At 58.3% G+C, this 24,378-nt stretch carries 22 protein-coding genes; 7 read left to right on the top strand and 15 right to left on the bottom strand.

Going from position 1 to position 24,378, the window contains the following annotated elements:
- Nucleotides 1-38: 38 nt before the first annotated feature.
- The 3 genes from EKD05_RS09115 to EKD05_RS09105 form a co-directional block, all read right to left on the bottom strand.
- Nucleotides 39-1,106: an alpha/beta fold hydrolase gene (locus EKD05_RS09115; RefSeq protein WP_129672116.1), complete on the bottom strand. Its 1,068-nt coding sequence runs from the start codon at nucleotides 1,104-1,106 to the stop codon at nucleotides 39-41.
- Nucleotides 1,107-1,233: 127 nt separating this feature from the next.
- Nucleotides 1,234-2,799 (bottom strand): long-chain fatty acid--CoA ligase, encoded by a 1,566-nt coding sequence (locus tag EKD05_RS09110; protein WP_240695703.1) that lies wholly within the window; start codon nucleotides 2,797-2,799, stop codon nucleotides 1,234-1,236.
- A gap of 116 nt (nucleotides 2,800-2,915) precedes the next feature.
- Complete coding sequence (locus EKD05_RS09105; protein ID WP_129672115.1) at nucleotides 2,916-3,458, bottom strand: hypothetical protein; 543 nt, start codon at nucleotides 3,456-3,458, stop codon at nucleotides 2,916-2,918.
- Between the two features lie 399 nt (nucleotides 3,459-3,857).
- Between EKD05_RS09105 and EKD05_RS09100 the strand changes: the two genes are divergently transcribed.
- The 3 genes from EKD05_RS09100 to EKD05_RS09090 all read left to right on the top strand — a co-directional run bounded on the left by EKD05_RS09100 (nucleotide 3,858) and on the right by EKD05_RS09090 (nucleotide 8,233).
- On the top strand, nucleotides 3,858-4,754 hold the full coding sequence (locus EKD05_RS09100; protein ID WP_129672163.1) for a glycosyltransferase family 2 protein: 897 nt from the start codon (nucleotides 3,858-3,860) through the stop codon (nucleotides 4,752-4,754).
- A 13-nt stretch (nucleotides 4,755-4,767) separates the two neighbouring features.
- Nucleotides 4,768-6,192: an undecaprenyl-phosphate glucose phosphotransferase gene (locus EKD05_RS09095; RefSeq protein WP_240695702.1), complete on the top strand. Its 1,425-nt coding sequence runs from the start codon at nucleotides 4,768-4,770 to the stop codon at nucleotides 6,190-6,192.
- A gap of 517 nt (nucleotides 6,193-6,709) precedes the next feature.
- Nucleotides 6,710-8,233: an arginine decarboxylase gene (locus tag EKD05_RS09090; RefSeq protein WP_240695701.1), complete on the top strand. Its 1,524-nt coding sequence runs from the start codon at nucleotides 6,710-6,712 to the stop codon at nucleotides 8,231-8,233.
- Between the two features lie 71 nt (nucleotides 8,234-8,304).
- Here EKD05_RS09090 and EKD05_RS09085 read toward each other — a convergent pair whose 3' ends face one another.
- The 5 genes from EKD05_RS09085 to EKD05_RS09065 all read right to left on the bottom strand — a co-directional run bounded on the left by EKD05_RS09085 (nucleotide 8,305) and on the right by EKD05_RS09065 (nucleotide 11,023).
- Nucleotides 8,305-8,778 carry an anti-sigma factor gene (locus EKD05_RS09085; RefSeq protein ID WP_129672114.1) on the bottom strand — a complete coding sequence of 158 codons (474 nt, stop codon included), beginning with the start codon at nucleotides 8,776-8,778 and terminating at the stop codon, nucleotides 8,305-8,307.
- 10 nt (nucleotides 8,779-8,788) lie between these two features.
- Nucleotides 8,789-9,460, bottom strand: coding sequence for an RNA polymerase sigma factor (locus EKD05_RS09080; protein ID WP_129672113.1), 672 nt, complete (start codon nucleotides 9,458-9,460; stop codon nucleotides 8,789-8,791).
- Nucleotides 9,461-9,636: 176 nt separating this feature from the next.
- A complete protein-coding gene (gene yidD / locus EKD05_RS09075) occupies nucleotides 9,637-9,849 on the bottom strand; it encodes a membrane protein insertion efficiency factor YidD (protein WP_129672112.1) in 213 nt (70 codons plus the stop codon).
- Nucleotide 9,850: 1 nt separating this feature from the next.
- A complete protein-coding gene (locus EKD05_RS09070) occupies nucleotides 9,851-10,486 on the bottom strand; it encodes a 4-vinyl reductase (protein ID WP_129672111.1) in 636 nt (211 codons plus the stop codon).
- Between the two features lie 21 nt (nucleotides 10,487-10,507).
- Nucleotides 10,508-11,023: a molybdenum cofactor biosynthesis protein B gene (locus tag EKD05_RS09065; protein ID WP_129672110.1), complete on the bottom strand. Its 516-nt coding sequence runs from the start codon at nucleotides 11,021-11,023 to the stop codon at nucleotides 10,508-10,510.
- 209 nt (nucleotides 11,024-11,232) lie between these two features.
- Here EKD05_RS09065 and EKD05_RS09060 point away from each other — a divergent pair, with 209 nt between their 5' ends.
- The 3 genes from EKD05_RS09060 (at nucleotide 11,233) to EKD05_RS09050 (ending at nucleotide 14,849) form a co-directional block, all read left to right on the top strand.
- Complete coding sequence (locus tag EKD05_RS09060) at nucleotides 11,233-11,481, top strand: HRDC domain-containing protein (protein WP_165360657.1); 249 nt, start codon at nucleotides 11,233-11,235, stop codon at nucleotides 11,479-11,481.
- A gap of 324 nt (nucleotides 11,482-11,805) precedes the next feature.
- Nucleotides 11,806-14,631, top strand: coding sequence for a cation-translocating P-type ATPase (locus EKD05_RS09055; protein ID WP_129672108.1), 2,826 nt, complete (start codon nucleotides 11,806-11,808; stop codon nucleotides 14,629-14,631).
- On the top strand, nucleotides 14,628-14,849 hold the full coding sequence (locus EKD05_RS09050) for a PLDc N-terminal domain-containing protein (protein ID WP_129672107.1): 222 nt from the start codon (nucleotides 14,628-14,630) through the stop codon (nucleotides 14,847-14,849). The genes EKD05_RS09055 and EKD05_RS09050 overlap by 4 nt, the downstream gene beginning before the upstream one ends.
- 26 nt (nucleotides 14,850-14,875) lie before the next feature.
- Here EKD05_RS09050 and EKD05_RS09045 read toward each other — a convergent pair whose 3' ends face one another.
- The 7 genes from EKD05_RS09045 to EKD05_RS09015 form a co-directional block, all read right to left on the bottom strand.
- Nucleotides 14,876-16,258: a cell wall metabolism sensor histidine kinase WalK gene (locus tag EKD05_RS09045; RefSeq protein WP_129672106.1), complete on the bottom strand. Its 1,383-nt coding sequence runs from the start codon at nucleotides 16,256-16,258 to the stop codon at nucleotides 14,876-14,878.
- A gap of 118 nt (nucleotides 16,259-16,376) precedes the next feature.
- Nucleotides 16,377-17,075, bottom strand: a complete 699-nt coding sequence (locus EKD05_RS09040) for a response regulator transcription factor (RefSeq protein ID WP_129672105.1) — start codon at nucleotides 17,073-17,075, stop codon at nucleotides 16,377-16,379.
- Nucleotides 17,076-17,548: 473 nt separating this feature from the next.
- Nucleotides 17,549-18,886, bottom strand: a complete 1,338-nt coding sequence (locus EKD05_RS09035; RefSeq protein WP_165360656.1) for an ABC transporter permease — start codon at nucleotides 18,884-18,886, stop codon at nucleotides 17,549-17,551.
- Entirely contained in the window at nucleotides 18,883-19,650 is a 768-nt protein-coding gene (locus EKD05_RS09030) for an ABC transporter ATP-binding protein (RefSeq protein ID WP_129672160.1), read from the bottom strand. The genes EKD05_RS09035 and EKD05_RS09030 overlap by 4 nt, the downstream gene beginning before the upstream one ends.
- Nucleotides 19,651-19,652: 2 nt before the next feature.
- Entirely contained in the window at nucleotides 19,653-21,515 is a 1,863-nt protein-coding gene (locus EKD05_RS09025) for an efflux RND transporter periplasmic adaptor subunit (protein WP_129672103.1), read from the bottom strand.
- The gene (locus EKD05_RS09020) at nucleotides 21,512-21,916 is read right to left on the bottom strand and encodes a hypothetical protein (RefSeq protein ID WP_129672102.1); all 405 of its coding nucleotides are present in this window, start codon (nucleotides 21,914-21,916) and stop codon (nucleotides 21,512-21,514) included. Before EKD05_RS09020 ends, EKD05_RS09025 begins: the two co-directional genes overlap by 4 nt.
- Nucleotides 21,913-22,452 carry a DUF4405 domain-containing protein gene (locus EKD05_RS09015; RefSeq protein WP_129672101.1) on the bottom strand — a complete coding sequence of 180 codons (540 nt, stop codon included), beginning with the start codon at nucleotides 22,450-22,452 and terminating at the stop codon, nucleotides 21,913-21,915. Before EKD05_RS09015 ends, EKD05_RS09020 begins: the two co-directional genes overlap by 4 nt.
- A gap of 246 nt (nucleotides 22,453-22,698) precedes the next feature.
- On the opposite strand from EKD05_RS09015, the gene EKD05_RS26290 reads away from it, so the two are divergent.
- Nucleotides 22,699-24,372 (top strand): PAS domain S-box protein, encoded by a 1,674-nt coding sequence (locus EKD05_RS26290; protein ID WP_205703901.1) that lies wholly within the window; start codon nucleotides 22,699-22,701, stop codon nucleotides 24,370-24,372.
- Nucleotides 24,373-24,378: the final 6 nt, after the last annotated feature.

Below are 24,378 nucleotides of genomic sequence, written 5' to 3'. Positions count from 1 at the left end.
ACAGTTACCTGTTGGGACGACAGAGGCAAGCAAACAGATCACTTCTTGTGCAAGAGCGTGTGGAATGCGCTATTAAACGCCTTGGGCTTTTCGAGGTAGGGGCTATGCCCGCAATCGGCCAATTCGATCTCGTGGAAATAGCCACCGGCTTCGATATAACGTTGCAAGACATGGCGTGTCTGCCCCTTCATTGGTTGGGGCGGAAAGGCCTCTTCGCCGGGCCAGTCAGGCACAGCCTGGATCTTGCCGAGCGTCCCGAGATCAAAGAAGCTCATATCGCTGACGATCTGATCGTCGGCCCCGTGAATCCAGAGGATCGGCGGTTTCTGGTCAGCGGCGAGAATGCGTTCGACCATATCGCCCACATACTTGGGTGACAACGCATTATTCGGGCCGATGACACCTGGCCCGACCCCGGGCCAATTGGCTGATTTGACCATATCGCCGGGATAGTGATCTTCCTTCACGCGAATCGTGAACATGCTCGACAGCAGCACCTCTTCGCGGGCAGGGCGGAACGGCACCTTCCAATAGAAACTATTCAGCACCAGGCGGGGCGAGGCGCGGGGATTGTCAATGCCACGGTTTTGCGCTGCCAGGAGGCCAGCAAATTCAGGGCTCACCAGACCACCCCCCGAGCCGGCAAAATCAGGCCAGCATGGTGTTCCATCGAGATCCTTGGTGCCCCCAAACCCATAGGGTGAGCCAGGCGCGGCGAGCGTGATCGTCTGCAGGCGTTCAGGTGCCGTCGCCAACAACTGGAAGACGACCGAGCCACCCATCGAATGACCAACAACATGGAAGCGATCATACCCCAGCGCATCAGCAAGGGCCAGGACATCATCAGCAAAATCACCGAGGCCACGGGTCGCGTCGACGGGCTTGAATTCGCTCTCGCCGTACCCTCGCAAATCGGGGGCGATCCCGCGAAAACCCTCGGGCAAGGCCAGCATTGTCTCTTCCCAGAATGTGCCGGAGGACACATTGCCATGAATGAAGATCACCGGCTCGCCGGACTCAGGGCCGCTCAGGCGGACGTGTTGGAGCAGCCGACTGGTGGTGACCTGCTGCGTTGTTATGCCAGGCATAGTGGGGAGATTGATCATCGGACAACCTTTCCAGATATGGTTCCTATTCAATCCGGCATCTGCGTGCGTAGTGAACACGTCAACAAGGGGCTACATCCTGGTGACGCAACCATTGCCGACACACACACCCAAACCGGGTATCACCTTACTGATGCGCATCATTGTGCAGATACGTGCGGAGCAGCGCATGCTTATCAACTTTGCCTGCCGCCGTTTTGGGCAACGGTTCAGCCTGGATAATCACATGACGGGGCAATTTGTAGCGGGCGAGACGTGTTCCGGCAAAGTCCAGCAAGTCAGGACCCTGCAAATGGCAACCTTTCCGGGGCACGGCCACCGCCCAACCGACTTCGCCCCAGTGCGGATCGGGCACAGCCACCAGGGCTGTCTCGGCGACCGCCGGATGGGCTGCAAGCACGCTCTCGACCTCGGCAGGATAAATATTCTCGCCCCCTGAAATAATCACCTCTTTCAGCCGCCCGACGATGGTATAGTACCCTTCGGCATCGCGGCGGGCGAGATCCCCTGTCCGTAGCCACCCATCGGGCGTAATGGCCCGGGCGGTCTCTTCAGGTCGGCCCCAGTACCCACGGCAGACATGAGGACCGCGTATCCAGAGTTCACCGACCTCATCGGGTTCACATGCGCTCCCTTGTTCGTTGGTAATGCGTACATCAATGAAAAAGAGCGGAAAACCGACGGAACCCGGCTTGCGACGTACGTCTTCGGGGGGGAGCCAGAACGTATTGGGGCCAGCCTCGGTGAGGCCATAACCCGTCTTGAAATCAACCTCACGCCGCCAGAACTCTTCAAACACGGGCTGCGGGCAAGGTGCGCCGCCACTGATCACGAGTTTCAAGGGGCTAAAATCAACCTGGTTCCAGCGCTCGTGTTGTTGCAGCGCGAGAAAGATCGTCGGCACACTAAAGAAGATGCTGACGAGCCGATTCGCGATCAAGTCAAAGATTTGATTGACATCAACACTCTTGCAGACAATCGAAGCCCCGCCTACCATGACCAGGGGTGCCGTAAAGACATTGAGGCCGCCTGTATGAAAGAGGGGCATATTCAGGATCGTCGTATCATCGGCATTGAGCCCCCAGTTCATCACGGTATTGACCGCATTGAAGGTCAGATTGCCGTGGGTCAAAATAGCCCCTTTGGGCAGCCCGGTGGTACCGCCGGTATAGCAGATCACCCACGGATCATCAAACCCAAGCTCGATTGGCGGAACGGGTTCGTGGTGCTCATCGCGGGCTGTCAAAGGCACATCAGCGGCATGCGCCACAGTCGGTGCCTCTATTGCGATCCAATGGCGCACCGACGTAGCCGTGGTACGTAGCGTGAGCGTTGTAGCCGCAAATTCTGGCCCATAGGCAAAAATGCAAGGGCTTGCATCGTCAATGAGACCAGCCAATTCAGCCGGGGTCAAGCGCCAGTTCAACGGTTGCATAATCGCCCCAAGCTTGCCACAGGCAAACCAGAGATCGAGAAACGCGAGACTGTTGTGGGCCAGCACGGCCACGCGATCGCCCCGTTCGACCCCGAGCGAGCGCAGCAAAGCTGCCGTGCGCGTCGCGGTCGCATTCCACTCACCGTAACTGATCTGGCGCATATCACTCTGAGCGTCGTAGAGTGCCGTACGTTCGGGCGAGAGTTGCGCTCGCCGTCCAAGCCAGTCACCAAGGTACATCTGGAACTGTCTGCTCATAACCTGCTCACTGAGGAGGGTGCAATGAAAATGGTTGTCAACGGGACGGCTCATAAAACAAGCCTATCCATCCCTATTATACAGGCCTCAGTTTCGTTGATACCACGTGCATCGTATTATAAGCCGTGGGCCAGTCCGTGCATCTTCCACGCCTCACCTTGTTCGTACAGCTGCACCTCCCATTGCACTGGTGCTGCTGGATCGACCATGGCCTGAGCCATGGCCCCAAGTGCTGGGCCATCGGTGGCGTTGAAGCCATAGGCCAGACTCAGATGCAACTGGCTTTTGAGGCGGATGGCCTCGTGTCTGGTGGGCGAGACTGCCCGCGCCGCAAAGTCGGCGGTCAGGCTCTCGAGCCATGGTGAAACGATCAAAAGGCCGTGAAAGGCTTCAGTGCAGGCCAGTTCCGTGACGATGACCGGCGGATCGGGCCGTTGCACCATGGCTGTTGTCCAGGCCGCCGCGAGGGCGCTGGCATACACGGGTATCGCTGCCGCTTCATCCTGAAAAAAGCCTGTCAGCGTTATATGTGGCGGGTAAGCATGGGCCTTGTTTGGCCCAAACTGGGCACGACTGGCATCGTAAAACGCCGCGATCTGCTCGGCCAGTGGCCCCAACGGGCACGCATAGACAATCAAACGGGCAAGCGATGAATGCATATACCTTCTTCTTTCAGCCAAAACCCATGCTTGTGCTGGCGAAAACGGCCAGCGAAGCTGGCCGTTTTCGCCAGCACAAGCGCGATCCCTGGTGGCCGCAGGCCCCCCAAACCGCACCGCCGGAGGCAACCCAGGGCTGATGCAACGTCCGCCTGACCGGAGCACCGTGGGGCTGAAGCCCGCGGCTATGGGTCGCGAAGGCCGCCTGCGCGGCCTCATCCAGCCCGCGCGGGCGGGCTTGGCACGCAAGAGCCGAGCCATTGACGGCGACGGCGACCCCGGAGAGTTGACGTTGCCTCAGCCCTGGGAGGCAACCTCTCTGGCTTTGTTGCGAGCAAAGCCAGTATGGTATACTATACCCGCTTTTCGATGGCTGGCCCTGTTGCCTTGGAGCAAGCTATGTCGCGCTTGGCGGTTGTCATTCTGAATTATAATCGGGCTGACTTGCTGGCTGATTGCTTAGCTTCGCTCTATGCTGCTCCCACCCGGTGCGACCTGACGGTCTGGGTGGTTGATAATGCTTCTAGTGATGCGAGCGTCACGATCGTTCGCGAACGCTTTCCTCAGGCCCGCCTGATCGTCAGCCCAATCAATGGCGGCTTCTCATATGGCAATAACCTAGCCTTACGGGCGATCAGTGCCGAGCAGTCGGCTGATTATGTGTTGCTGCTCAACAATGATACGCTTGTACCGGCAGGTGCCCTCGATGGTCTGGTCGATTATCTTGTTGCCAATCCTGCGGTGGCGGTTGTCGGGCCGCGCTTGCTTTTGCCCGATGGCAGCCTTGATCTGGCCTGTCGGCGCAGCTTTCCCAGTCCCGAGATCTCCTTTTATCGCATGTCAGGGCTGGCGGCGCTCTTTCCGCAGAGTCGGCGTTTTGGGCGCTACAATCTCACCTATCTTGACCCGGCCTGTGAAACCGAGGTTGATGCGGTTGTCGGGGCGTGCATGCTCTTGCGGGCCGCGGTGATTAATGAGGTCGGGTTGCTTGACGAACAATTTTTTATGTATGGTGAGGATCTTGACTGGTGTTATCGCATCAAAGCGTATGGTTGGCGCGTTGTCTATTATCCGCAGGTGATCGTTCATCACTATAAGCGGGCTTCGAGTACCCGCCGCGCCATCCCGTCGATCCATGCTTTTTATGCTGCGATGCGCATTTTTCATCGCAAACATTACGCGGCTACGACCGCTGCGCCACTCAATCTCTTGATTGAAGTTGGCATTAGTTTCAAGGAGTTCATGGCACTTGGCCGCAATCTCCTCCTCCCCCCAGCCGCACGTCGCGTCGCCTAAGGTGCGTCCACACTTGCGCCCACGCACCTGGCGGGCGTTGCTGCTTTTCATGTTGATCGCTGGCGATCTGCTTGCTCTGAATGGTGCGTTGATTGGCACCTATCGTTTCTTTGCGCCCATGATCGAGGCGTCAGGGGCGATTATGCCCTCTGATCCGGTTGTCGTTGCCCGCTTCTTGCTCTTTTTTAATCTGATGGCGCTCGCGGTCTTTACTTTCAATGGTCTCTACGAGATGCGCCGTGGGGCGTCACGGGTAGATGAGGCGTTCAAGGTCTTTACTGCTATCTCACTGGTCGCTATCGGTGCGATTGTGATCAATACGCTCTTGCCCCAGATTGGCGCTGATGAGTTGCCTTTGACTCGCGAGGTGCTCGCCTGGAGTTGGACGACGGCGATTGCGGCATGCGTGTTGGTGCGAGCGATCCATCGCTCGGTTGTCATCTGGCTACGCCAACATGGCATTGATATCCGGCGTGTTTTGATTGTTGGTGCCCGTGATCCCGGTCAACTGGTCTGGAATATTATTCGGCAGCGCCCCGAACTTGGCTACCGTGTGCAAGGGTTTGTCTCGGATACTGTACCGATTGGGGGTCTGGTGCTCGATCTGCCCGTGCTCGGCCGTACCTCTCAGCTTGGGCGGGTTGTGCGGGCAACCCGTGCCGACGAGGTCATTATTGCGCTTTCCGCTCGCTCGACCCAGGATCTGTTGGAAATTATTGCGCTGGCAGAGGATGAGGCGGTCACGATCAAGGTCTATCCCGATACGTTTCAGTTGATTACCAATAACGAACTCTCGATTGGCGATCTCAGTGCCCTCCCCCTCGTCAGCGTCAAAAATGCCGCCCTCGATAACCCGTGGAACCGGATCTTGAAACGCACCCTTGATCTGGTCGTGGCGTCGCTGCTCCTCCTCTTTGGCGCACCGATCTTCATGCTTATTGCGCTCGCGATCCGCCTCGAGTCGCCAGGTCCGGTCTTTTTTCTCCAGGAGCGGGTCGGGATGGATAAACAGCCCTTCTGGATGATCAAGTTCCGTACGATGCGCCCTGATGCCGAGTTGTTGGGTACCTGGACTACCGAAAATGATCCCCGCGTCACCCGCGTGGGCCGCTTTCTGCGCCGTACGAGCCTTGATGAATTGCCCCAGTTGATCAATGTGCTGATTGGCGAAATGAGCATCGTTGGCCCCCGCCCTGAACAGCCGCGTTGGGTTGAACAGTTTAGCCAGGAGATCCCGCGCTATATGCGACGCCATAAAGAGAAGGCCGGCCTCACCGGATGGGCCCAGGTCAATGGCCTGCGCGGCGATACCAGCATTAAAGAACGCACGCGCTATGACCTCTACTATATCGAGAACTGGTCGCTCCTCTTTGATCTCAAAATTATTCTGCGCACAAGCGCGAATTTCCTCACTGGCAAGCAGGAAAACGCGTATTGACATAGGGTACTGATGGGTGTATAATCCACAAGGCTGAGCCAAGCAGCCAGTTTATTCGCGCCCCTCGTTACGTTTTGGTGACGGGTTTCGCGTTCCGGGAAGGCACCCGGCACTGCGCAACACGCAACATCGAACACGAAACGGATGTCGCTCTGAGAAGCGTAACCAGTGTCGGTTGCCGCTTCTGTTTCCAGGGTGCCGAGCGGGCTATGGTGAGGGTCTATGGACGGTAGTGACAATGTACGCACCAATGTGCGGCACAAAAAAGTTGATCGTACCGATCTGCAGATCGCTGGGGGCTGGCTTCTTCGCCTACCCTGGTAATGTCATAACGCACTTCTGAGGCGTCGTGACGAACGCCTCTTCCCCCAACAACTCCTGCCATCGGCGCAGGGGTTTTTTTGTGCCTTCCCATGGTGTCGCTTTCCATGCTTGTTCGCAAGCCGTGAGGGTTCATCCCCCATGGCCTGGCTTGTTGCGTCTTGATCTTTATCCCGTAAGGAGGGTTCTGGTACAATTGAAGCAGCAGACATATACCACCTATCTTCAGAAGCAGTTCGATCTTGATGGTGATGGTGCGTTGACTAGTTTTATGACACGTCAACGTGGCGAGCTTATGCTGGGTGGGCGGGTCAATTTGAATGTGCTGGCGCAGCAGTATGGCGCTCCCTTAGAGGTCGTCTATACGCCCCAGATTACGACTCAGGTTTCCCGGATGCAAGCATGGGCGGCCCAGGCACGGGCAAACAGTGCCTATCCCGGTCGGTTTCTGTACGCCTATGCGACCAAGGCCAATTTTGCTGCCGAGGCCGTCGAGACGGCGTTGCGGGCCGGCGTTCACTATGAGACATCGGCGGCTGCCGATGTGACCATTGCGCGCAGTCTCTACCGTCAGGGTTTGCTGCCAACTGATCGCTTGATCTGCTGCAATGGCTCGAAAGAACCAAACTATCTTGAGGCTATCCGTGGTCTGCGTCTTGATGGCTGCACCAATGTGATCCCGGTACTCGATGATCTTGCCGAACTAGAGGTGCTGCTCGACACGTCCGCCCCACTCCGCTTTGGCGTGCGTGAGCGGGCCGCCGGTAATCGCGATGGACGCCATCCTGGCAATGACCGCTTTGGCTTGACGAGTGCGGAGATCGACGTCGCCGCTGCTCGGATCACCAAAAGCCACCACGATCTTGTGCTCTACCATGCGATGGTAGGGAGCCAGATCGAGGACGAGGGGCATTTCTTGGCGACGCTGCGCGAGTCGGTGGCCGGCTATTGCCGGCTGCGCCGTCGGGTGCCGAGTCTGCGCTATTTCAATTTCGGTGGCGGGATCCCAACCGCTGGCTATCGTCTCGATTTTGCGTTTGATTATGCCGGTTTTCTCATGCGTTTGATGCACGAAATCAAGGCGACCTGTGCCGCCTACGATGTTCCGCCCCCCGATCTGATTGGTGAATTTGGTCGCTACACCGTGGCAACCCACAGTGTCTACCTGCTCGAAGTTGGGGCCGTCAAAGCCGGTCAGCCGGATGAGCCTGACTGGTACCTGATCAACGGAAGCATGATGGTGACCTTGCCCGATGCATTGCTGGTCGAAGGTCAGGAGTTTGTCGTCTTTCCCTTGACCGATTGGGATCGCCCGGTGCGCCCGGTGCGCCTGGCTGGGCGGCGTACCTGCGATAGCGACGATGTCTACCCGCGACCCGACGCTTCCCCGTTGATGTTACCTGACACTGGGGCGGGCCTGGTGCTTGCCATTTGTGGTGTCGGTGCCTATCAGCAGATGATCGCGGGGCGTGGCGGGGCGCATCACTGCCTCAGCCCCGAACCGGGGCGGGTCATTATCAGTGAGCTTGATGGGCGCTTGCAGACCCGCTATGTCCCGCAGCAGGATCAGGCGTCAATCATGGAGTTGCTCGGCTATCAACCTCAGCGCTTCTCGGTTCCGCTGGAGATCGAGCGTCGCACCCCGGTTCCCGTCATGGCGCGGCGGCGCATGGCGCAACGTCCGCCACGGCTGGGTCGTGCGAGTGCCCAGCTGGAATAGCGCCCTTTTGCATCCAGATGGCTCAACGAAAAGGCCGCCCCACTGGGGCGGCCTTTTCGTTGAGCCAACACTCAATTCCGTACCGTCTGGCGTTGGGGTTGCTGGTCAAAAGCGAGCCAGAGCATAATCGCCAGGAGGAGCCAATGGATCTGGTCACGGATCACCAGCAGGATCGCTACCACCTGACGTGAGGCAGGCAACGCATCGTAGAGCCGTTGCAGCCCGATCAGCGGCGCGTAGCGCAATTGTTCAAACATCGCGACCAGCCCGAGTTCAGCCCCAACCGTACCATAAAACTGCCAGGCAATCCCCAGTGACAGGCCAACCGCCGCTGCCGTCAACACCAGCACGAGCATGCTGTACCACGACTGTGGACGTGGTGGTGCTGGTGCTGGCACAGCTCGAGCGGGTACCTGGTTGCCAGGCACCAGAGCCAGCAGGCGTGCTGAGACCTCGGGAGGAGTTTCCCAGTGCAACTCTTGACGTAACACCGCATCGAGGCGGTCGTCAGGGTCACGGGAAGGAGTTTTCATCAGATCGTTCATCTGTTCACCTCTATGCACCGCCAAACATCAAACGCACTGGCACCGCACCCGTTCGGGGGCCATCGGCATCATGGCGCGGCTGGCGCGGCACGGCCTGGGCAGGAGGAGGTTGTTCTTCTGCTTCCAGGATGGCGGCCAGACGATCCTTACCCCGGCGAATATGGCTCTTGACGGTGTTGAGCGGAATATCGAGGATCTCGGAAATATCAGCATACTTCAGATCATCGAAATAGTAGAGCGTTAAGACCAGGCGATAGTGTTCTTCAAGTTGCTCAAGCGCACGCCGTACCTGGCTACGCACCTCTTGCGAATCAAGGGACTGCTCGGGACTCGTCCAACGATCCTCATCGGCCACACTCGCCAACCGATCGGCTTCGTCCTCTTCGAGCGTGGGCGGGGTCAGAGGCACCTGCCGCCCGCGCCGTCGCAACTCATCGCGGCCCAGGTTAACGACAAGCCGGTAGAGCCAGGTGGTAAACCTGCTCTCACCATTATATTGTGGCAGCGCCCGAAACAGCCGGATAAAGGACTCTTGCGTGAGATCTGCCGCATCCTCGGGATGTTTCAGGACACTCATCGCAATGCTGTAGACATAATGTTGCTGACTCAGCACCAGTTGTGTCAAGGCTTGCGGGTCGCCCTGCTGGGCCTGTGCAATCAACTCACGAGATGGTTCAGCCACCGTACACCTTTCCCTGGCGCGTATGCGCCGTCGCTGATTGTGCTAGAAAGAGTATCGCACAACTACAGCCAACGGGCATCGCTCATGCGACAGAGTGCGGGCCTCAACTTTGGTTGGAGGTTTCCCGTCACAAAGTAGGACGTACGACCTGGGTCAAAAGTTGCAGTCTATGCTGGTTATGGGACAGGATCGTGCCCACCTGGCCCCCAGGGGTGGCAGCGTGAAATGCGTTTGATTGCCATCCAGCCCCCACGTACGGCACCATACTTGCTGATCGCCTCGAGACCATACTGCGAGCAGGTTGGATGATAGATGCAACTTGGAGGGAGCCATGGTGAAATAGCAAGCTGATAAAAACGAATCAATTTAAGCAATAACCAGCGGAACATATTATTCAAGCGGCTCCTTGCTAATGGTAAAACGACACGATGAAGCGCCCTGAGCGATGCAACTACACTGCTCCACCGCAAAATGACGCCCACCCGAGACCCAGAACGTCGCCTCTTCAATGATGCCACGGGCAATATAGAAGACCGGCCCCGGTTCGGGGCGGTCAAGACAATTCGAGCAGCGGGTGATATGGTAGCTAAACTGGCCGCGCTCTTCTTCGACATGGCTGGATTGGTCACTGAAGCGGTCAAACGTCTGGGCCGTGGCATTGAGCACAATCTTCAACTTCATAGTGACCGGCATCAACTTGAGCGCTAGATCAGCCATCCCGAGCAACGGCCCAAACTCTTTGAGGCCCAACGAAAACGCGACCCGCCCGGCCCGTAACTCTAGGCCACGTGCGCCACGCGGCCCATACATAGTGCCAAGCGCCACCGAATAGGCCGCAATAGCCTCGAAGGGGAACTCGCGTTTCAAGTCATTGGGCGGATACGCATCAATATATTGATGGAGATCAGCGAGGCGCAGCAACGCCTTGACCCCGTTTTCGCCCATCACCTCTTCCAATGACAGAAAGCAGAGACGACCGATGCGATTAGGATAATGCAGATTACGAAAAGCATCTACAGAGGTCATTGGCGTGCGTGCTCCTTCGCATCACTGGCGTACTGTCTCCCAGATCAGATGGGCTGTCTGTGGAATGATCAGCTTATCAAGCGCGAGCTTGACGGCTGCAGTTGAGCCAGGGAGACAGAAGATCAGCGCCCCACCATAGACACCCGCGATGGCCCGTGAGAGCATTGCCGCCGGGCCGATATCGTCGTACGAAAGCATGCGAAACAACTCGCCAAACCCAGGCAGACGTTTCTCGAGCAGCGTGTCAATGGCGTCAACCGTGCTATCGCGACGGGCAATGCCTGTGCCACCGTTGGTGATGATCAGCTTGCAACCGTCAGCGGCATAGCTGCGTACCAGTGTGATGATCTGGTCAGGTTCATCGGGAACTACGCTATATCTTACCACATCATGCCCTGCCTGAGTGAGTGCCGCACGAATGGTGCTGCCACTGGTGTCATTTTCAGGTGTGCGCGTATCGCTAATCGTCAGCACCCCACACCGAATTGTCAGCGGGGCTTCACGCTGTGCCTGGGCTTCATGTTCCTGGTGTCCCATCGTCTCCTCGTTTCTGCTTGGCAACGGTGTATCAAGAATGGTACCACAAACACAGGAGGGGTGAAGTAACTGTCCGTTGGGTGCCCCGTAACTTTTGGCGAGTTGGTACGGTTCACTCACTGTAAACTTTGTCTTGGTGGATGCTCTGTGAAATCACAGCCCTTGATAGCTGCATCGGGTGCTGGCGTTCACAGGGCCAGGGAGTTGTTATGTCTGTCGCTACCCATCAGATGCCCACTGCTTCGCCATCCGTCGTTCTCGAACAGACCATTTATGCCCATCTCTGTGTCTGGCGTCATCAACGTGCGGCACGCCGGGGTTGCCCCGACCAAATGCTGGTTGATGATGCTACCCTGCACGAGATTGCCCGCCACCATATGTCACCCGAACTCGCCGCAACCTTCTCGGGCGCACGCAAACATGTGCGCCCTGAAAGCTCGCTCCGCCTGATCGCCTGAGCCCGCAAAAAGACGGTCTTCTCTGCGGGTGACGCCAACGCAGTTGGCGTCACCCACAGAGAAGATTCCATAACGTATGGTGAAGATCTTCGCCTCTAGATCAACAATGAGCCAATGAAGTATACTGTGTATGAGGGCTGTTAGATCCTGGTTGGGGAGTAGCCACCTGCTCGCAGGTTCGATTGTCGTCAAGACAGCGGTGCCCCCGCTCGGCAATCGATTCGTGTTTCAACACGATTGGCAAGACCACCACGATAACAAGATATCGTGGTGGTGTTTGTGCATGATTGTGTGAACCATCACCCGTAGCGATGAGGTTCCCCGATGAATGTTGCCCCCCCTTCTTCACCTGAGCAACACAATCCTTCCACCGGCACGCTGTCGGCGACGCCACAGGCAGAGTCCTGGTATGCGCTGCCCCCCGAGGTTGCTCTGCAGCGGTTGACAAGTGCCTCCACTGGCCTGGATCAGGGCGAAGCTCAGGTTCGTCTGGCTCAGTATGGTGCCAATGAATTAATCGAACGCGGCGGCAAGCATCCCGCCAAGATTCTGTGGGAACAGTTTACCAATGTGATGGTACTGATCCTCATTGCGGCAGCGGTGCTTTCGCTCTTCCTTGGCAAATTCCTTGAGGCCGGGGCCATTCTGGCGATTGTGGTGCTCTTTGCGGTACTCGGCTTTTTTCAAGAGTACCGCGCCGAGAAAGCGATTGCGGCGCTCAAGAAGCTTGCCGTGCCCAGTGTGCGCGCCTATCGCAATGGCAAACTGCTTGAGCTACCCGCACGCGAACTGGTGCCTGGCGATGTGATTGCGCTCGAAGCGGGCAATCTGGTGCCCGCCGATGTCCGTATTATCGAAAGTATTAACCTGCGCATTCAAGAGTCGGCGCTCACTGGTGAGTCAGAGCCCGTTGAGAAGGTTGCCGGAGCACTGAACCGCGCCGAGGTTCCGCTCGCTGATCGTCGCAATATGGCCTATCTTGGCACGACGGCCACCTATGGCCGGGGGAGTGCGTTGGTGGTGGCAACGGGCATGCAGACCGAGCTTGGCACGATTGCCGATCTGCTGCAGGCCGTGCCCAACGAGGCGACGCCGCTGCAGGTGCGCCTCGATATGGTTGGCAAGCAACTGGCCGTTGCGGGCGTGATTGTGGCGGTGCTTATCTTTGGCATTGGCCTCTGGATGGGTGAGCAGGTGACGATCATGCTGCTTACCGCCGTCTCGCTGGCTGTCGCGGTGATCCCCGAGGGTCTACCGGCTGTGGTCACGTTTACGCTGGCGCTTGGTGCCCAGCGGATGCTCAAACGCAATGCGCTGATTCGCAAGTTGCCTGCGGTTGAGACGCTCGGCTCGGTGACGACGATCTGTTCGGATAAGACCGGGACGCTCACCGAGAACCGGATGACCGTAACGATGGTTGTCCTACCGGGGATGCTGGTTGAACTGAACAATGGTCACCACGGCTCGGTTGCGATCTTGAAACCTGATGCGGCCATGCAGGAACTGCGCACCCAGAAACCCGTCGGCTCGGCACTCTTGCTGGCCGGGGCGGCGCTCTGCAATGATGCAACGCTGAGCCTTGATCCCGCTACGGGTCAGTATGAACTGGTGGGTGATCCAACCGAGAGTTCGTTGCTGGTGGCGGCCGCGCATGGTCAATTGCTCAAACATGATCTTGAGCACGCCATGCCTCGCGTGGCCGAGTTGCCCTTTGATAGTGATCGCAAGCGGATGACCACCGTTCATCGTCGCCCCCACAAGATTAGTGATGCCCACCTCGCTGCGATCTGGGGGCGTGATGGGTATGCGTCTGAGATGGCCCATGTTGCGGTGACCAAAGGGGCTGCCGATGGCTTGTTGGACGTGACGAGCCAGGTCTGGACTGAAGATGGCCCCGAGCCGCTGACCGAGACGTGGCGTCAGGCGATTTTGACCGATAATGAGCGGCTAGCGCGTAATGGGATTCGGGTGCTCGGGGTGGCTTTTCGGCCCCTTGCTTCAACTGAAGGCCTTGATGAGGTCGAGCGCGATTTGATCTTCCTCGGTCTTCTCGGTATGATCGATCCACCACGCGCTGAGGTGCGTGCGGCCGTCGCAACCTGTCGCGAGGCTGGCATTCGGCCCGTCATGATTACCGGTGACCATCCGTTGACCGCGAGCTATATTGCGCGGACGCTTGGCATTGCAACTGACGAAGCCGTCGTCACCGGCAGCGAATTGAGCGCGATGAGTGATGAGCAACTTGTCCAGGCGACGGCCTCGACCGCCGTCTTTGCCCGCGTCAGCCCCGAGCACAAGCTCAGAATCGTCGCCTCACTGCAACGCCAGGGGCACGTTGTCGCGATGACGGGCGACGGTGTCAACGATGCGCCAGCCTTGAAAAAAGCCGATATCGGCGTGGCAATGGGCATCACCGGCACCGATGTCTCCAAAGAAGCTTCGGCGATGGTGCTGCGCGACGACAACTTTGCCACCATCGTTGCTGCCGTCGAAGAGGGCCGGGTGATCTATGATAATCTGCGCCGCTTTGTGAAGTTCGCGGTCGCGGGCAATATTGGCAAAGTGCTGGTGATGCTGCTCTGGCCGTTACTCTTTTTTGTCGTGGGCATGCCAACGCAGGCCGCCGTCGCGCTCTTGCCCCTGCAGTTGCTCTGGCTCAACCTGATGACGGACGGGCTGCTCGGCTTGAGCATGGGCATGGAGCCTGCCGAGCGGCATGTGATGCACCGTCCGCCCCACTCTTCGACCGAGGGCATCTTTGCGGGCGGCATGGGGTGGCAGGTGACGTGGGTTGGGATTGTGATTGGCGCGCTCGCGCTGGGGGTGGGTTTCTGGTATTACCAGGCGGGCCTAGCGCAATGGCAGACGATGATAGTGGTGAGCCTGACGCTCTTGCAAGTTTTTCAAGCCCTGGCGACTCGCTCGAATACTGAGTCGATTCTCACCATCGGGGTCTTCTCGAACCGCGTCATGTGGGGTATCATTGTTCTCGTAGTCGGGTTACAGGTGCTCGCCCTCTTTAGCCCACTGGGTCTCTTTCTTGGCCTGTTGCCACTAACGCTCAACGACATGCTGATCTGTGTGGGCCTGGGCATATTGCTCTTTGTTTTGATCGAGGTTGAAAAACTGATCCAACGGAGGCGATCATGAAAAAAATGACCTGGAGCGACCTCTCACCCAAACAACGAACCATCCTGCTTGTGCTGACGAGCATTCAGTTGAGTCTGCTAGCGACCGCGCTGGTCGATCTCTTCTTCCGCCCGCCCGAGCAGGTCAACGGCCCGCGCTGGGTGTGGGCACTCGCCTCATTCGTCAGCTTTGTTGGCCCACTGGCGTATCTGCGCTTTGGGCGTAAACGAGCGGAGTAGGGGCACGGCGCCGCCGTGCCCGTACGTCACGCTTGAGGAGTGGACAGCGGTACGCGTACCCTAAAGATCGTCCCTTCTCCGGGGGCGCTGTCGACACTGACATTGCCGCCGTGCGCTGCGATGATCGAGCGTACGATGGCGAGACCGAGGCCCGAGCCGCCGGTGGCTTGTTGGCGCGAGGCGTCGGCGCGGTAGAAGCGCTCGAAAATGTTGGGCAGGTGCTCGGGTGCGATGCCGGTTCCGGTGTCTGAGATCTCGAAGACGAGATGCGCTGTTTCGCGATGGGCGGCGAGCATCACTTCGCCACCTGATGGGGTGTGGTGCAGGGCGTTGCCGACGAGGTTGTTGAGGGCGCGGATCGTCTGCTCGATGTCTACCTCGATGGTTGGCAAGCCGTCGGGCACATTGAGGATCAGCGCGACGCCCTGTTGCTTGGCCGTGTGCTGATAGCTCGTGGCGACACGCTCAAGGAGCGCCCCTGGCTCGGTGGGTTGGCGTTTGAGGATTAATTCACCTGCGTCGGCGAGCGAGAGCGTGTGCAGGTCTTCGACGAGGCGCATGAGCACCCGCGTCTCGTCGTGCATCGCGGCAAAACGGGCCGGGGTTGGGCGCAGGCTCTCGTCACGCATGGCTTCGAGATACCCTGAAAGCACCGTCAGTGGCGTGCGCAGATCGTGGGCGATGTCGGCGGTCATGCGCTGACGCAATTCGGTCGCACGGGCAAGATCGGCGCTCATCGCGTTGAACTGGGTGGCGAGCAGCCCCAGTTCGTCGCGTGAGCGAACAGGAACCTGTTGTCCGAGATCGCCAGCGGCAAGCGCACGGGTTGCTCGGGTGAGATCCTGGATCGGGCGCGTCATCAGGCGGGCCAGGATAAAACCCAGGCTCAGGGCGACAAGCACTGCGCCGAGTGCTGCGGCACCAAGTGCGAGATCAGTCCGCCTCAGGTACGCTTCTTCGGCAGGGTTGCGCTCGAGCGGTGGTTCGAGCAGGACAAAGGTGCCAACCTGCTCGTTATTGACCAGAATCGGCGTGCCGCGGGCGAGATCATCGGCCCGCGCTGGCTGCCCCCGCCAGAGCGGATTCGGTGACAAGACGATGCGCCCTTCGGCATCGGCAATAAAAAAGGCGATGCGCTCAAAGTGGTCACCATCAGGCGACCATCCGCCCGGCCCTGATGGTTCGCCGTTGCGGTTCTCGGCCAAAGTCGCTGGTGTCAGGCCGTCCCAGTTTCCGTGGGTCGCATAGTAGTTGGCGACCCGTGTGAGAAACGCATCGCGGCGCTGTTCAAGTACATACGCATCAAACTGCGTCGTGACAAATTGCCGCACAAAGATCGCCGCGAGGCCAATCGAGGCCAGGCTGGTGATGGCAAAGGCGAGCACAAGACGTGTGGTAAGCGATTTCATGTTTATGCCCTGCGGGCGGCTGAGAGAGTGTAGGGCTGACGCCTTGCCGCCCTTAAAACCCGTTGCTTTGCTGGCAAAGCAGAGCTTTCTTTGGGGCCGCAGGCCCCTCCCCTTCCCGCTAGGTGGGGCGATGGCGGCAGCGATACCCTGCGCCAAAGACGGTTTCGATGTAGTGGGGATGGGTTGGGTCGGCTTCGATTTTGCGTCGCAAGTTGCGAATGTGAACGTCAATCGTGCGCTCGACGCCTTCGTAGGCGTTGCCTTGCAGCAGTTCAAGCAACTGCTCACGGCTGAAGACCCGCCCCGGTGCCGCCATCATTGCCTCAAGCAGGCCAAACTCCGATGGCGTGAGATTGGCTGGCTGGTCGCCGACCAGCACTTCCCGCGTCACCCGGTTGAGGCTCAGGTCACCGACACGGATGAGTTCTTCGGTCGATGGCCCAAGATTGGCAAGCTTGACGCGACGCAAATGGGCACGTACCCGTGCGAGCAATTCTTTCATGCCAAAGGGTTTGGTCAGGTAGTCGTCGGCCCCCAGTTCTAACCCTACCACTTTGTCGGTCTCTTCGACGCGTGCGGTCAGCATAATCACCGGGGCTGTATTGTCGCGGCGAAAAGCTTGGAGAAAGCCTAACCCATCCAATTTTGGCATCATAATATCAAGCAAAATCAAATCTGGTTTCGTGCGTTTGGCAACGACCAGCCCTTCCTCTCCATCAGCCGCAGTTACGACGTGGTAATCCTGCTCGGCCAGATAATCAGCCACCATCGTTCGCACACTCTGATGGTCATCAATAATCAAAATTGTTGCGCGCATAGGCCACTTCGTTTTCTGCTCTGCTGCCGAAGGGAGTGCCGGCTTCAGCCGGCTAATGGTGTTCCAGAAATTAATCCGGTCTAGCCCACGAAGGTGGGCTTCGCTTCCCAGAGCCGAGGGCTTCAGCCCCACGGCATCGGGTTCATAGCGGATCATTTATTGGAAGACCATAAGTAGTCTGTAACGTAAGTTTTCTGGGGTCGTCAGCCGACCACGAATGGGGCCACGAAGAAATGAATACCGCACCGCCCCTATTCGTTTCTTCGTGATCAGTATTCGTGGTCGGCGGTGCTACCGGGAAACTTTTGTTACACACTAATAAGCCGACACTCCAGCATACCAGGAAACTTCTGTTACATACCACTTTGTAGTCTGGGAACAAAGGTCTCCGACTTTCCTGGGGACGCCCGCGCCCCCAGGCTTGTCATGCTGACGTGTCTGTGTGCAGTATACTCCAGGATCGATTGCCTCACCTACTCGTAGCGTAGCGCGACAATCGGGTCGAGTTTGGCTGCGCTGCGGGCCGGCGCGATGCCAAAGAAGAGGCCGACCGCCAGCGCAAAGCCAAAGGCAAGCAGCGCCACGTCCCAACTCAGGCTGACGGTGACGAGGCCCGTTAGGTTGACCGAGAGCGCGATCGCGCTGCCAAGGATCAGTCCTGCCAGCCCGCCCACGCCGCTGAGGGCCAGCGACTCGAAGAGGAATTGCAAGAGAATGTCGCTCTCTTTGGCCCCCAACGCTTTGCGTAGCCCGATCTCGCGGGTGCGCTCGCGTACCGAGACGAGCATGATGTTCATGATGCCAATGCCGCCAACGAGCAGCGAGATGGCCGCGATCGCACCAAGAAAGAGGGTGAGCAGTTGCGTCGTCTGGGTTACGGTCTCTAGGATTGTTTGCTGGTTGATCGCGCTGAAGGTGTCGCCGCTGCCGTCGGCGGGCAGGTCGTGATCTTCGCGGAGAATCGTTGCGACCTCTTCGGCAGCTGCATCCACGGTTTCTGCACTGGTTGCCTGAACCACAATCGTCGAGACGCTCCAGCTTCCACCGACCGCCCGCGCACCAAAGAGCTTGCGCTGCGCGGTGGTCAGGGGCACGATCACGCCGTCGTCGACCGAGCCAAAGCCAGTGCCACCACTGCTCTTGAGCACACCAATCACGGTAAAGTTTTGCCCACTCAGCCGCACCTGCTCACCGACGGCGCCGCCATCAGGGAACAGCGTCGTGGCAATATTGGCCCCAAGGATGACGACGTTCTCGGCGCTGCGATGCTGGGCCTCGGTGAGGAACCCCCCCTCTTCGACGGTAGTATTGTGTACCTCGGCGTAGACCGGGGTGGCCCCGGTGACGCGGGCGTTCGCATTGTTGCTGCCCGCAACAAGCTGGGCCGAGCCATTATATTCTGGTGAGACCAGGGCGACGTTTGGGGCGCGCATCGGATCGGCCAGCGCTTCGGCATCGTCCAGGGTCAGGCTGCCGCTTTCGCCGACAGCACTGCGTACGCCTCCACTCGTTGAGGCACCTGGCCGAAGCGTGATCAGGTTGGCCCCGTTGGCAGTGATGCTGCTGGTGATCGATTCTTGCGAACCACGCCCAATGGCGAGCAGCGCGATCACGGCCGCAACGCCGATCAAGACACCAAGGGCGGTCAGCAGCGTACGCACTGGATTGGTGCGCAGCGTCTCAAACGCAAAGTGCGCCGTTTCACGCCAACTGATGCCCCCGGCAAGTAGGTCGTCAATGGCGGCATCAAGGGTCGCTGCCTCGTGTGCCCGTAGCGTGCCTAGCTCACCTGCGCTATCTTGTGCTGTCATGGCGCTATCCTCCATTGCTGGCGCACTGGTAGCCGTCGTCGGCGTTGTGCTGGCACCGGCTGGCTCGTCCAGGCTTCGCTTGTTGGCACGTCACGCATCAGCCGACCATCGCGGATTTCGAGCAGCCGCCGGGTGGCGCGGGCGACATCTGGTTCGTGGGTTACCAGCACGACAGTCATGCCACTACGGTTCAGGTCGCTGAAGAGGCCCAGGATTTCGGCGCTGGTGGCGGTATCGAGCGCGCCGGTTGGCTCGTCGGCGAGCAAGAGCGCCGGGTCGTTGACCAGGGCGCGGGCGATGGCGACGCGTTGCTGCTGACCGCCAGAAAGCTGGTGCGGGCGATGATCAAGCCGGTTGCCCAGGCCAACGCGTTCGAGTGCCGCCGCAGCACGTTCCAGCCGTTCATGTGATGAAATGCCGCCCCGGTAGGCCAGTGGCAAGGCAACATTCGCCAGCGCGGTTCCCCGCGCCAGCAGGTGAAATTGTTGAAACACAAAGCCAATCTTGCGGTTGCGTACGGCGGCCAGCAGTTCTGTGTCAAGCAGATCGACCGGCAACCCATCGAGTTCGTAACTGCCCGCAGAGGGTGTGTCGAGGCAGCCAATCAGGTTCATCAGGGTGCTCTTGCCTGAACCCGAAGGGCCGATGATGGCGACAAATTCACCACGATGGATGTCAAAGCTGACGCCACGTAACGCATGAATCTCGATGTCGCCCATCTGGTAGGTGCGGGCCAGATCTCGCACCTTGATCATCGATTGCATCATTACCTCCCCATTCCTGGCGGCGGCCCGCCCATGCCGCCGCCATCAAGCATGCCGGGCCGGAGTGTGTCGGCATTGGTCGTTGTACTGCTACTCGTGGCCGTGGTCATCAGGAGGGTATCGCCATCTTGCAGGCACATCGCGCCAGTCTCAAGACAGCGCACGATTTCAGTCTGTCCGCCACTCGTCGCTCCGGTCTCAACGCGTACCATCACCGGGGCTTGCCCTTCAGCCTGTTGTACCTGCACGAACGAGGCGCGCCCGCCAGTTTGCACTGCTCGACTCGGTACTAGCACCACATCGTCGCGTGCTTCGATGATAATCGTGCCACTGGCACTCATCCCGATCTTGACCGGTGCTTCCCCTGCGACAAAAGCGACGCGTACCGGATAGGTTGCGACATTCGAGGTTACGGTTGCCACCGGCGCAATCCGCTCGACCGTGCCCTCGATAGCAACATCGCTCAGCGCGTCGAACGTAAGCTCTACAGACTGGCCGACTGCGACGTCGGCAATATCGCTCTCACTCAAACTCAGATCGACATACAGGGTTGATTGGTCAATGATGGTGACGGTTGCATTGGCGCTGACACTATCGCCAGCGTTCATCGTGACGTCGGCAACCACACCGGTAAATGGAGCAACGAGCGTCGCTCGTTCTCGATTGAGTTGTGCGGTCTCAAGCGCAACTTCGGCCTGGGCGAGGCTGGCTGCTGCATTGGCAAGACTGCTCGCCGAACCGGGGCTACTCAGTTGCTCAAGACTCAATTGTGCCTGCTCAACACTTGCCTGGGCGATCGTCAGTTGCTCGGCGGTTGCGGGTTGTCGCAGGGCAGACAGATTGGCCTGAGCCGAGGCGACACTTGCGCGGGCCGAGGCGATTTCGGCTGCGGTTGCCCCGTCTTCAACGGCTGTGAACTGGATCTCGGCATTGCGCAGCGTTGCTTCGGCCTGCTGCAACCCGATGGCCTCATCTTGCTCGGCCTGCTCAAACGCGAGTTGGGCCTGACGCAGGCTCTCTTCGGCATTGCTGACGGCGCGTAACGCCGCTGCTTCGTTATCAATGTTCGTCTGCGCTAACCCACTGGGCCGTTGTTCAAGCTCACGATTTTGCCAGTAAATTGTGCTGTAGGCTTCTTGCGCATCGCGCACCGCATTGGCGGCAGTGGTGACATTGCTTTCAGCGCGGGTCTTGGCAGTCGCGAGGCTTGCTCGTTGCGCTGCGAGGCTCAGACGGGCCTGGTCAACACTGGCCTGCGCCGACGCACGGTTCTCGGTGGTTGGCCCGGCAAGCAGGGTCGCCAGATTCGCCTGTGCACTGGCGAGTTGCGCTTCGGCACTGGCAAGCTGCGCTGCCGTGACGCCACCATTGCTTGTCTGCGCATACTGCGCTTGCGCCGAACGTAGTTGCGTTTCGGCAGCAGCGACTTCCTCAGGGGTGGCTCCCTCCCCATTGGCGGCAGCAAAGCCGGCTTGTGCCGAGGCGAGGTTGGCTTCGGCCTGGCGCACTGCCAGTTCCAGTTCAGTGGTATCAAGCTGTGCGAGGGCCTGCCCCGCCGTCACTGTATCGCCGCTCTCTACCAGCACCTCGGCAATGGTGCCTGAAACCGCAAAAGCGACCGCACGACTTTCCGCAGGCTCCACGGTGCCACTTCCCGCAACGGTGATTCTCAGCGTGCCTCTCTGTACGGTTCCGGTTGACATAACAGTACTGGTAGTCGCGTTCTGGGTCAAACGCCAGAGGCCAAAGCTGCCTGCTGCGACCACCACAATTATGGCACCGAGCCACCAGATCCGTTTGCGCTGCCGTGCCTTTCGGCCTAGTTTCTGCCCGGCAAGACGTTGGGTTGGTGATGCGGCACTCATGCTGATCCTCCTGCTGCAGGTTGTTTGCGTTGGCGTTTATTCCAGAGCGATGTGACGAGCGTAAAGATGGCAATGATGGCACCGATTTTGACCAGAGTCACACCAACATTGGTGAAGCCAGCCAGACTCGGTTCCCAATTGCCATGGTTTCCACCTTCGCCGAAACTACCCTCGGGCCGACCACGCATACCTCGCCCCGGACGGCTGGCGAAGCTACCTTCACCCTCTTCATGCGAACCTTCGACGGTCTGTTCAGTGAACGCACCACGTTCACCATGGCCTTCATGAGCATTGGCTTCGATCAACTGACTGATTGTGTTCGCTTGGCTCAACCCAAAGAGGGTTGCCGCAACAAGCAAGCCAGCCGCCAGAATAAGGAGGATACGGGTAACAAGTTTCATGAGGTTCTCTCCTGTGATCTGCTTGCAGCCACAACTGGTTGCGTAGCAACGGATGTTCCCGCTTTGCGCGTACTGCGTGCAAACAGCCGACGGGTTGTATTGACAAGCCAATTCCAATGCAAGGCAATGTGTAACCCGAGGATCACGATCGTTGCATCACTTGCCATGCGATGCAGGCCGAGCCAGAAAGCATCGCGCGCAAAGCTGATTCCTATGAAGGGCAAGGCCACCTCGGAAATCATGATGCCGGTGACAATGATCGTGCTGAAGGCGATGAAGAGCAGGCTATTCAGCAGATAGTTGAGCCGTGCTGTCCAGGATGCTTTGCCAAAAAAGCGGCGGGCTACCTGCACAATCCAGTTCCAATGCAAAAGCAAGTGGGTGATAAGGGCAACCCCGAGGGCAAGACTGAGCCATTCGTGAATGGCAAGCCCAGAGAGATGCGGGGCTGTGGCGACCAGAAACGCGAGAAACATTGCCCCGTCAATCAAAAGATTGATGGTTGTCCGACGCACTGGGGTTCGTTTTGCTTCCATATAGACCTCACTGATCTCAAGCTAGGTTTCAATACTGTTAGCATAGCTTGTTCATGTTTAGAACTGATGAAGATCATGTTGGGAGGACGCATAGTAGGGGCACCCCTGGCGGGTGCCCTGGTAGCGCGTCTTTTTGTCTCCGGTTACGGAAGATGCGATCGCCCTGACCACAAGCTATGCCCCCTAGCATCCCTTGCTTACCTGACGTATAATAGAAAGCTATAGACGTTGGGTGGGGAGGCTCAGATGCGCACGACATCTTCGGTGATAACAGAGGGCCAGGACTTCATTCAGGCTGCTCTGGACGGTCTTTCTGCCCATATTGCGATCCTGGATCTCAATGGTGAGATTGTCGCCGTCAATAAGGCCTGGTGTACCTTCGCCGATGAAAATCCACCAGTGCCGGTGAACTATGGCCTTGGCTCAAACTATTTTACGATCTGCGAATCCAGGCCTGATCCGCATCTGCACGCTCTCGACAATACATGCGATGAAACGATCCCGCAAGGCATTCGCCAGGTCATCACAGGCGAGCTCGATGAGTTTATCCACATCTATGCATGTCATTCACCCATCGAGTTGCGCTGGTTTCGTTTGCGTGTGACCCGGTTTATCGATGGTAGTCACCTTATTACCGCCCACGAAAACATTACCCAGCAGATCCTAGCTGAACAGGCGCGTGAGGCGACTCAGCAAGCACATCTTGATTATGTCGAAGCGACTAATCTGCAGCTTGCGTTGCGTGAAAAGTACTTTCGTGCGTTGATCGAGCACGCCGTTGATGGCATTGTGCTAGTCAAAGAAGATAGCACGCTGATCTTTGCCAGCCCTTCGGCTCGGCGTACGTTTGGCTATGCTGAAGATGAAGCGGTTGAGTTCAAACCCATCCAGGCGACGCATCCTGATGATCTACCGCGTGTTGTTGAGGCGCGCACCCAGGCGATCAAGCATCCTGAGTTGCACCCAACCATTGAGTATCGCGCTCAGCGCCGTGATGGATCGTGGCGTTGGATCGAGACAACCTTTACCAATCTTCTTGCCGAACCGAGTGTTGGTGCGCTCTTGATCAATTTTCGCGATATCACCGAACGCAAACATGCTGAGGAGGATCTTTATCATCGGAACCTCCTCTTGCACATTGCGGGACGCATGGTGCGTCTCGGCGGTTGGTCAGTTGATCTCCACGACAATCGGGTGATCTGGTCTGATGAGGTTGCCTTGATCCACGAAGAACCCGCCGGCATTTCACCTTCGCTCGATCAGGGCATCAACTATTATGCTCCCGAATACCGTGAGCGCATTGCCAAACTCTTTGGAGCCTGCGCCCGCGATGGCACGCCCTACGACGAAGAATTGCAGATCATCACCGCCAAAGGTCGCCGGGTTTGGGTGCGTGCGATTGGTGAAGCGGTGTGCGATGCTGATGGTACGATTATCCTGGTACATGGGGCGTTCCAGGATATCAGCGAGCGTCGTAAGGCTGAGGAACAACAGCGCACCCAGTTGGCCGAGTTGCAACGCTGGCATCTGTTGACCCTCGATAATGAAGAGCGCATCATCGCTCTCAAGCGTGAAATCAACCATCTGCTGCAAGATACCGGCAAAGCCCCACGCTATGCAAGTGTCGATCTTCACCCTGTGGTGGCGCAGGAGCACGAAAGGTATATCCTCTGTCTCTATATTACCGGGATGACGACCCATTCCTTCCGTGCGGTGACCAATATTACAGCGATCTGTGAAGAATACCTCAAGGGACGCTATGAATTAGAGATTATTGATCTCTATCAGCAGCCCCAACTTGCTGAAAAAGAGCGTATCATTGCGGTGCCGACGCTGGTGCGTCAGCAACCACTGCCTGCCTGCCGCATTGTTGGTGATCTCTCTGATACGGCACGTGTGCTCATTGCCCTCGATCTCTAACCCACG

This window comes from Candidatus Chloroploca sp. Khr17 (assembly GCF_004138165.1).
Taxonomy (GTDB): Bacteria; Chloroflexota; Chloroflexia; order Chloroflexales; family Chloroflexaceae; genus Chloroploca.
The sequence above is the reverse complement of the archived record's forward strand: the minus strand, read 5'-3'. Positions and strand labels throughout refer to the sequence as shown.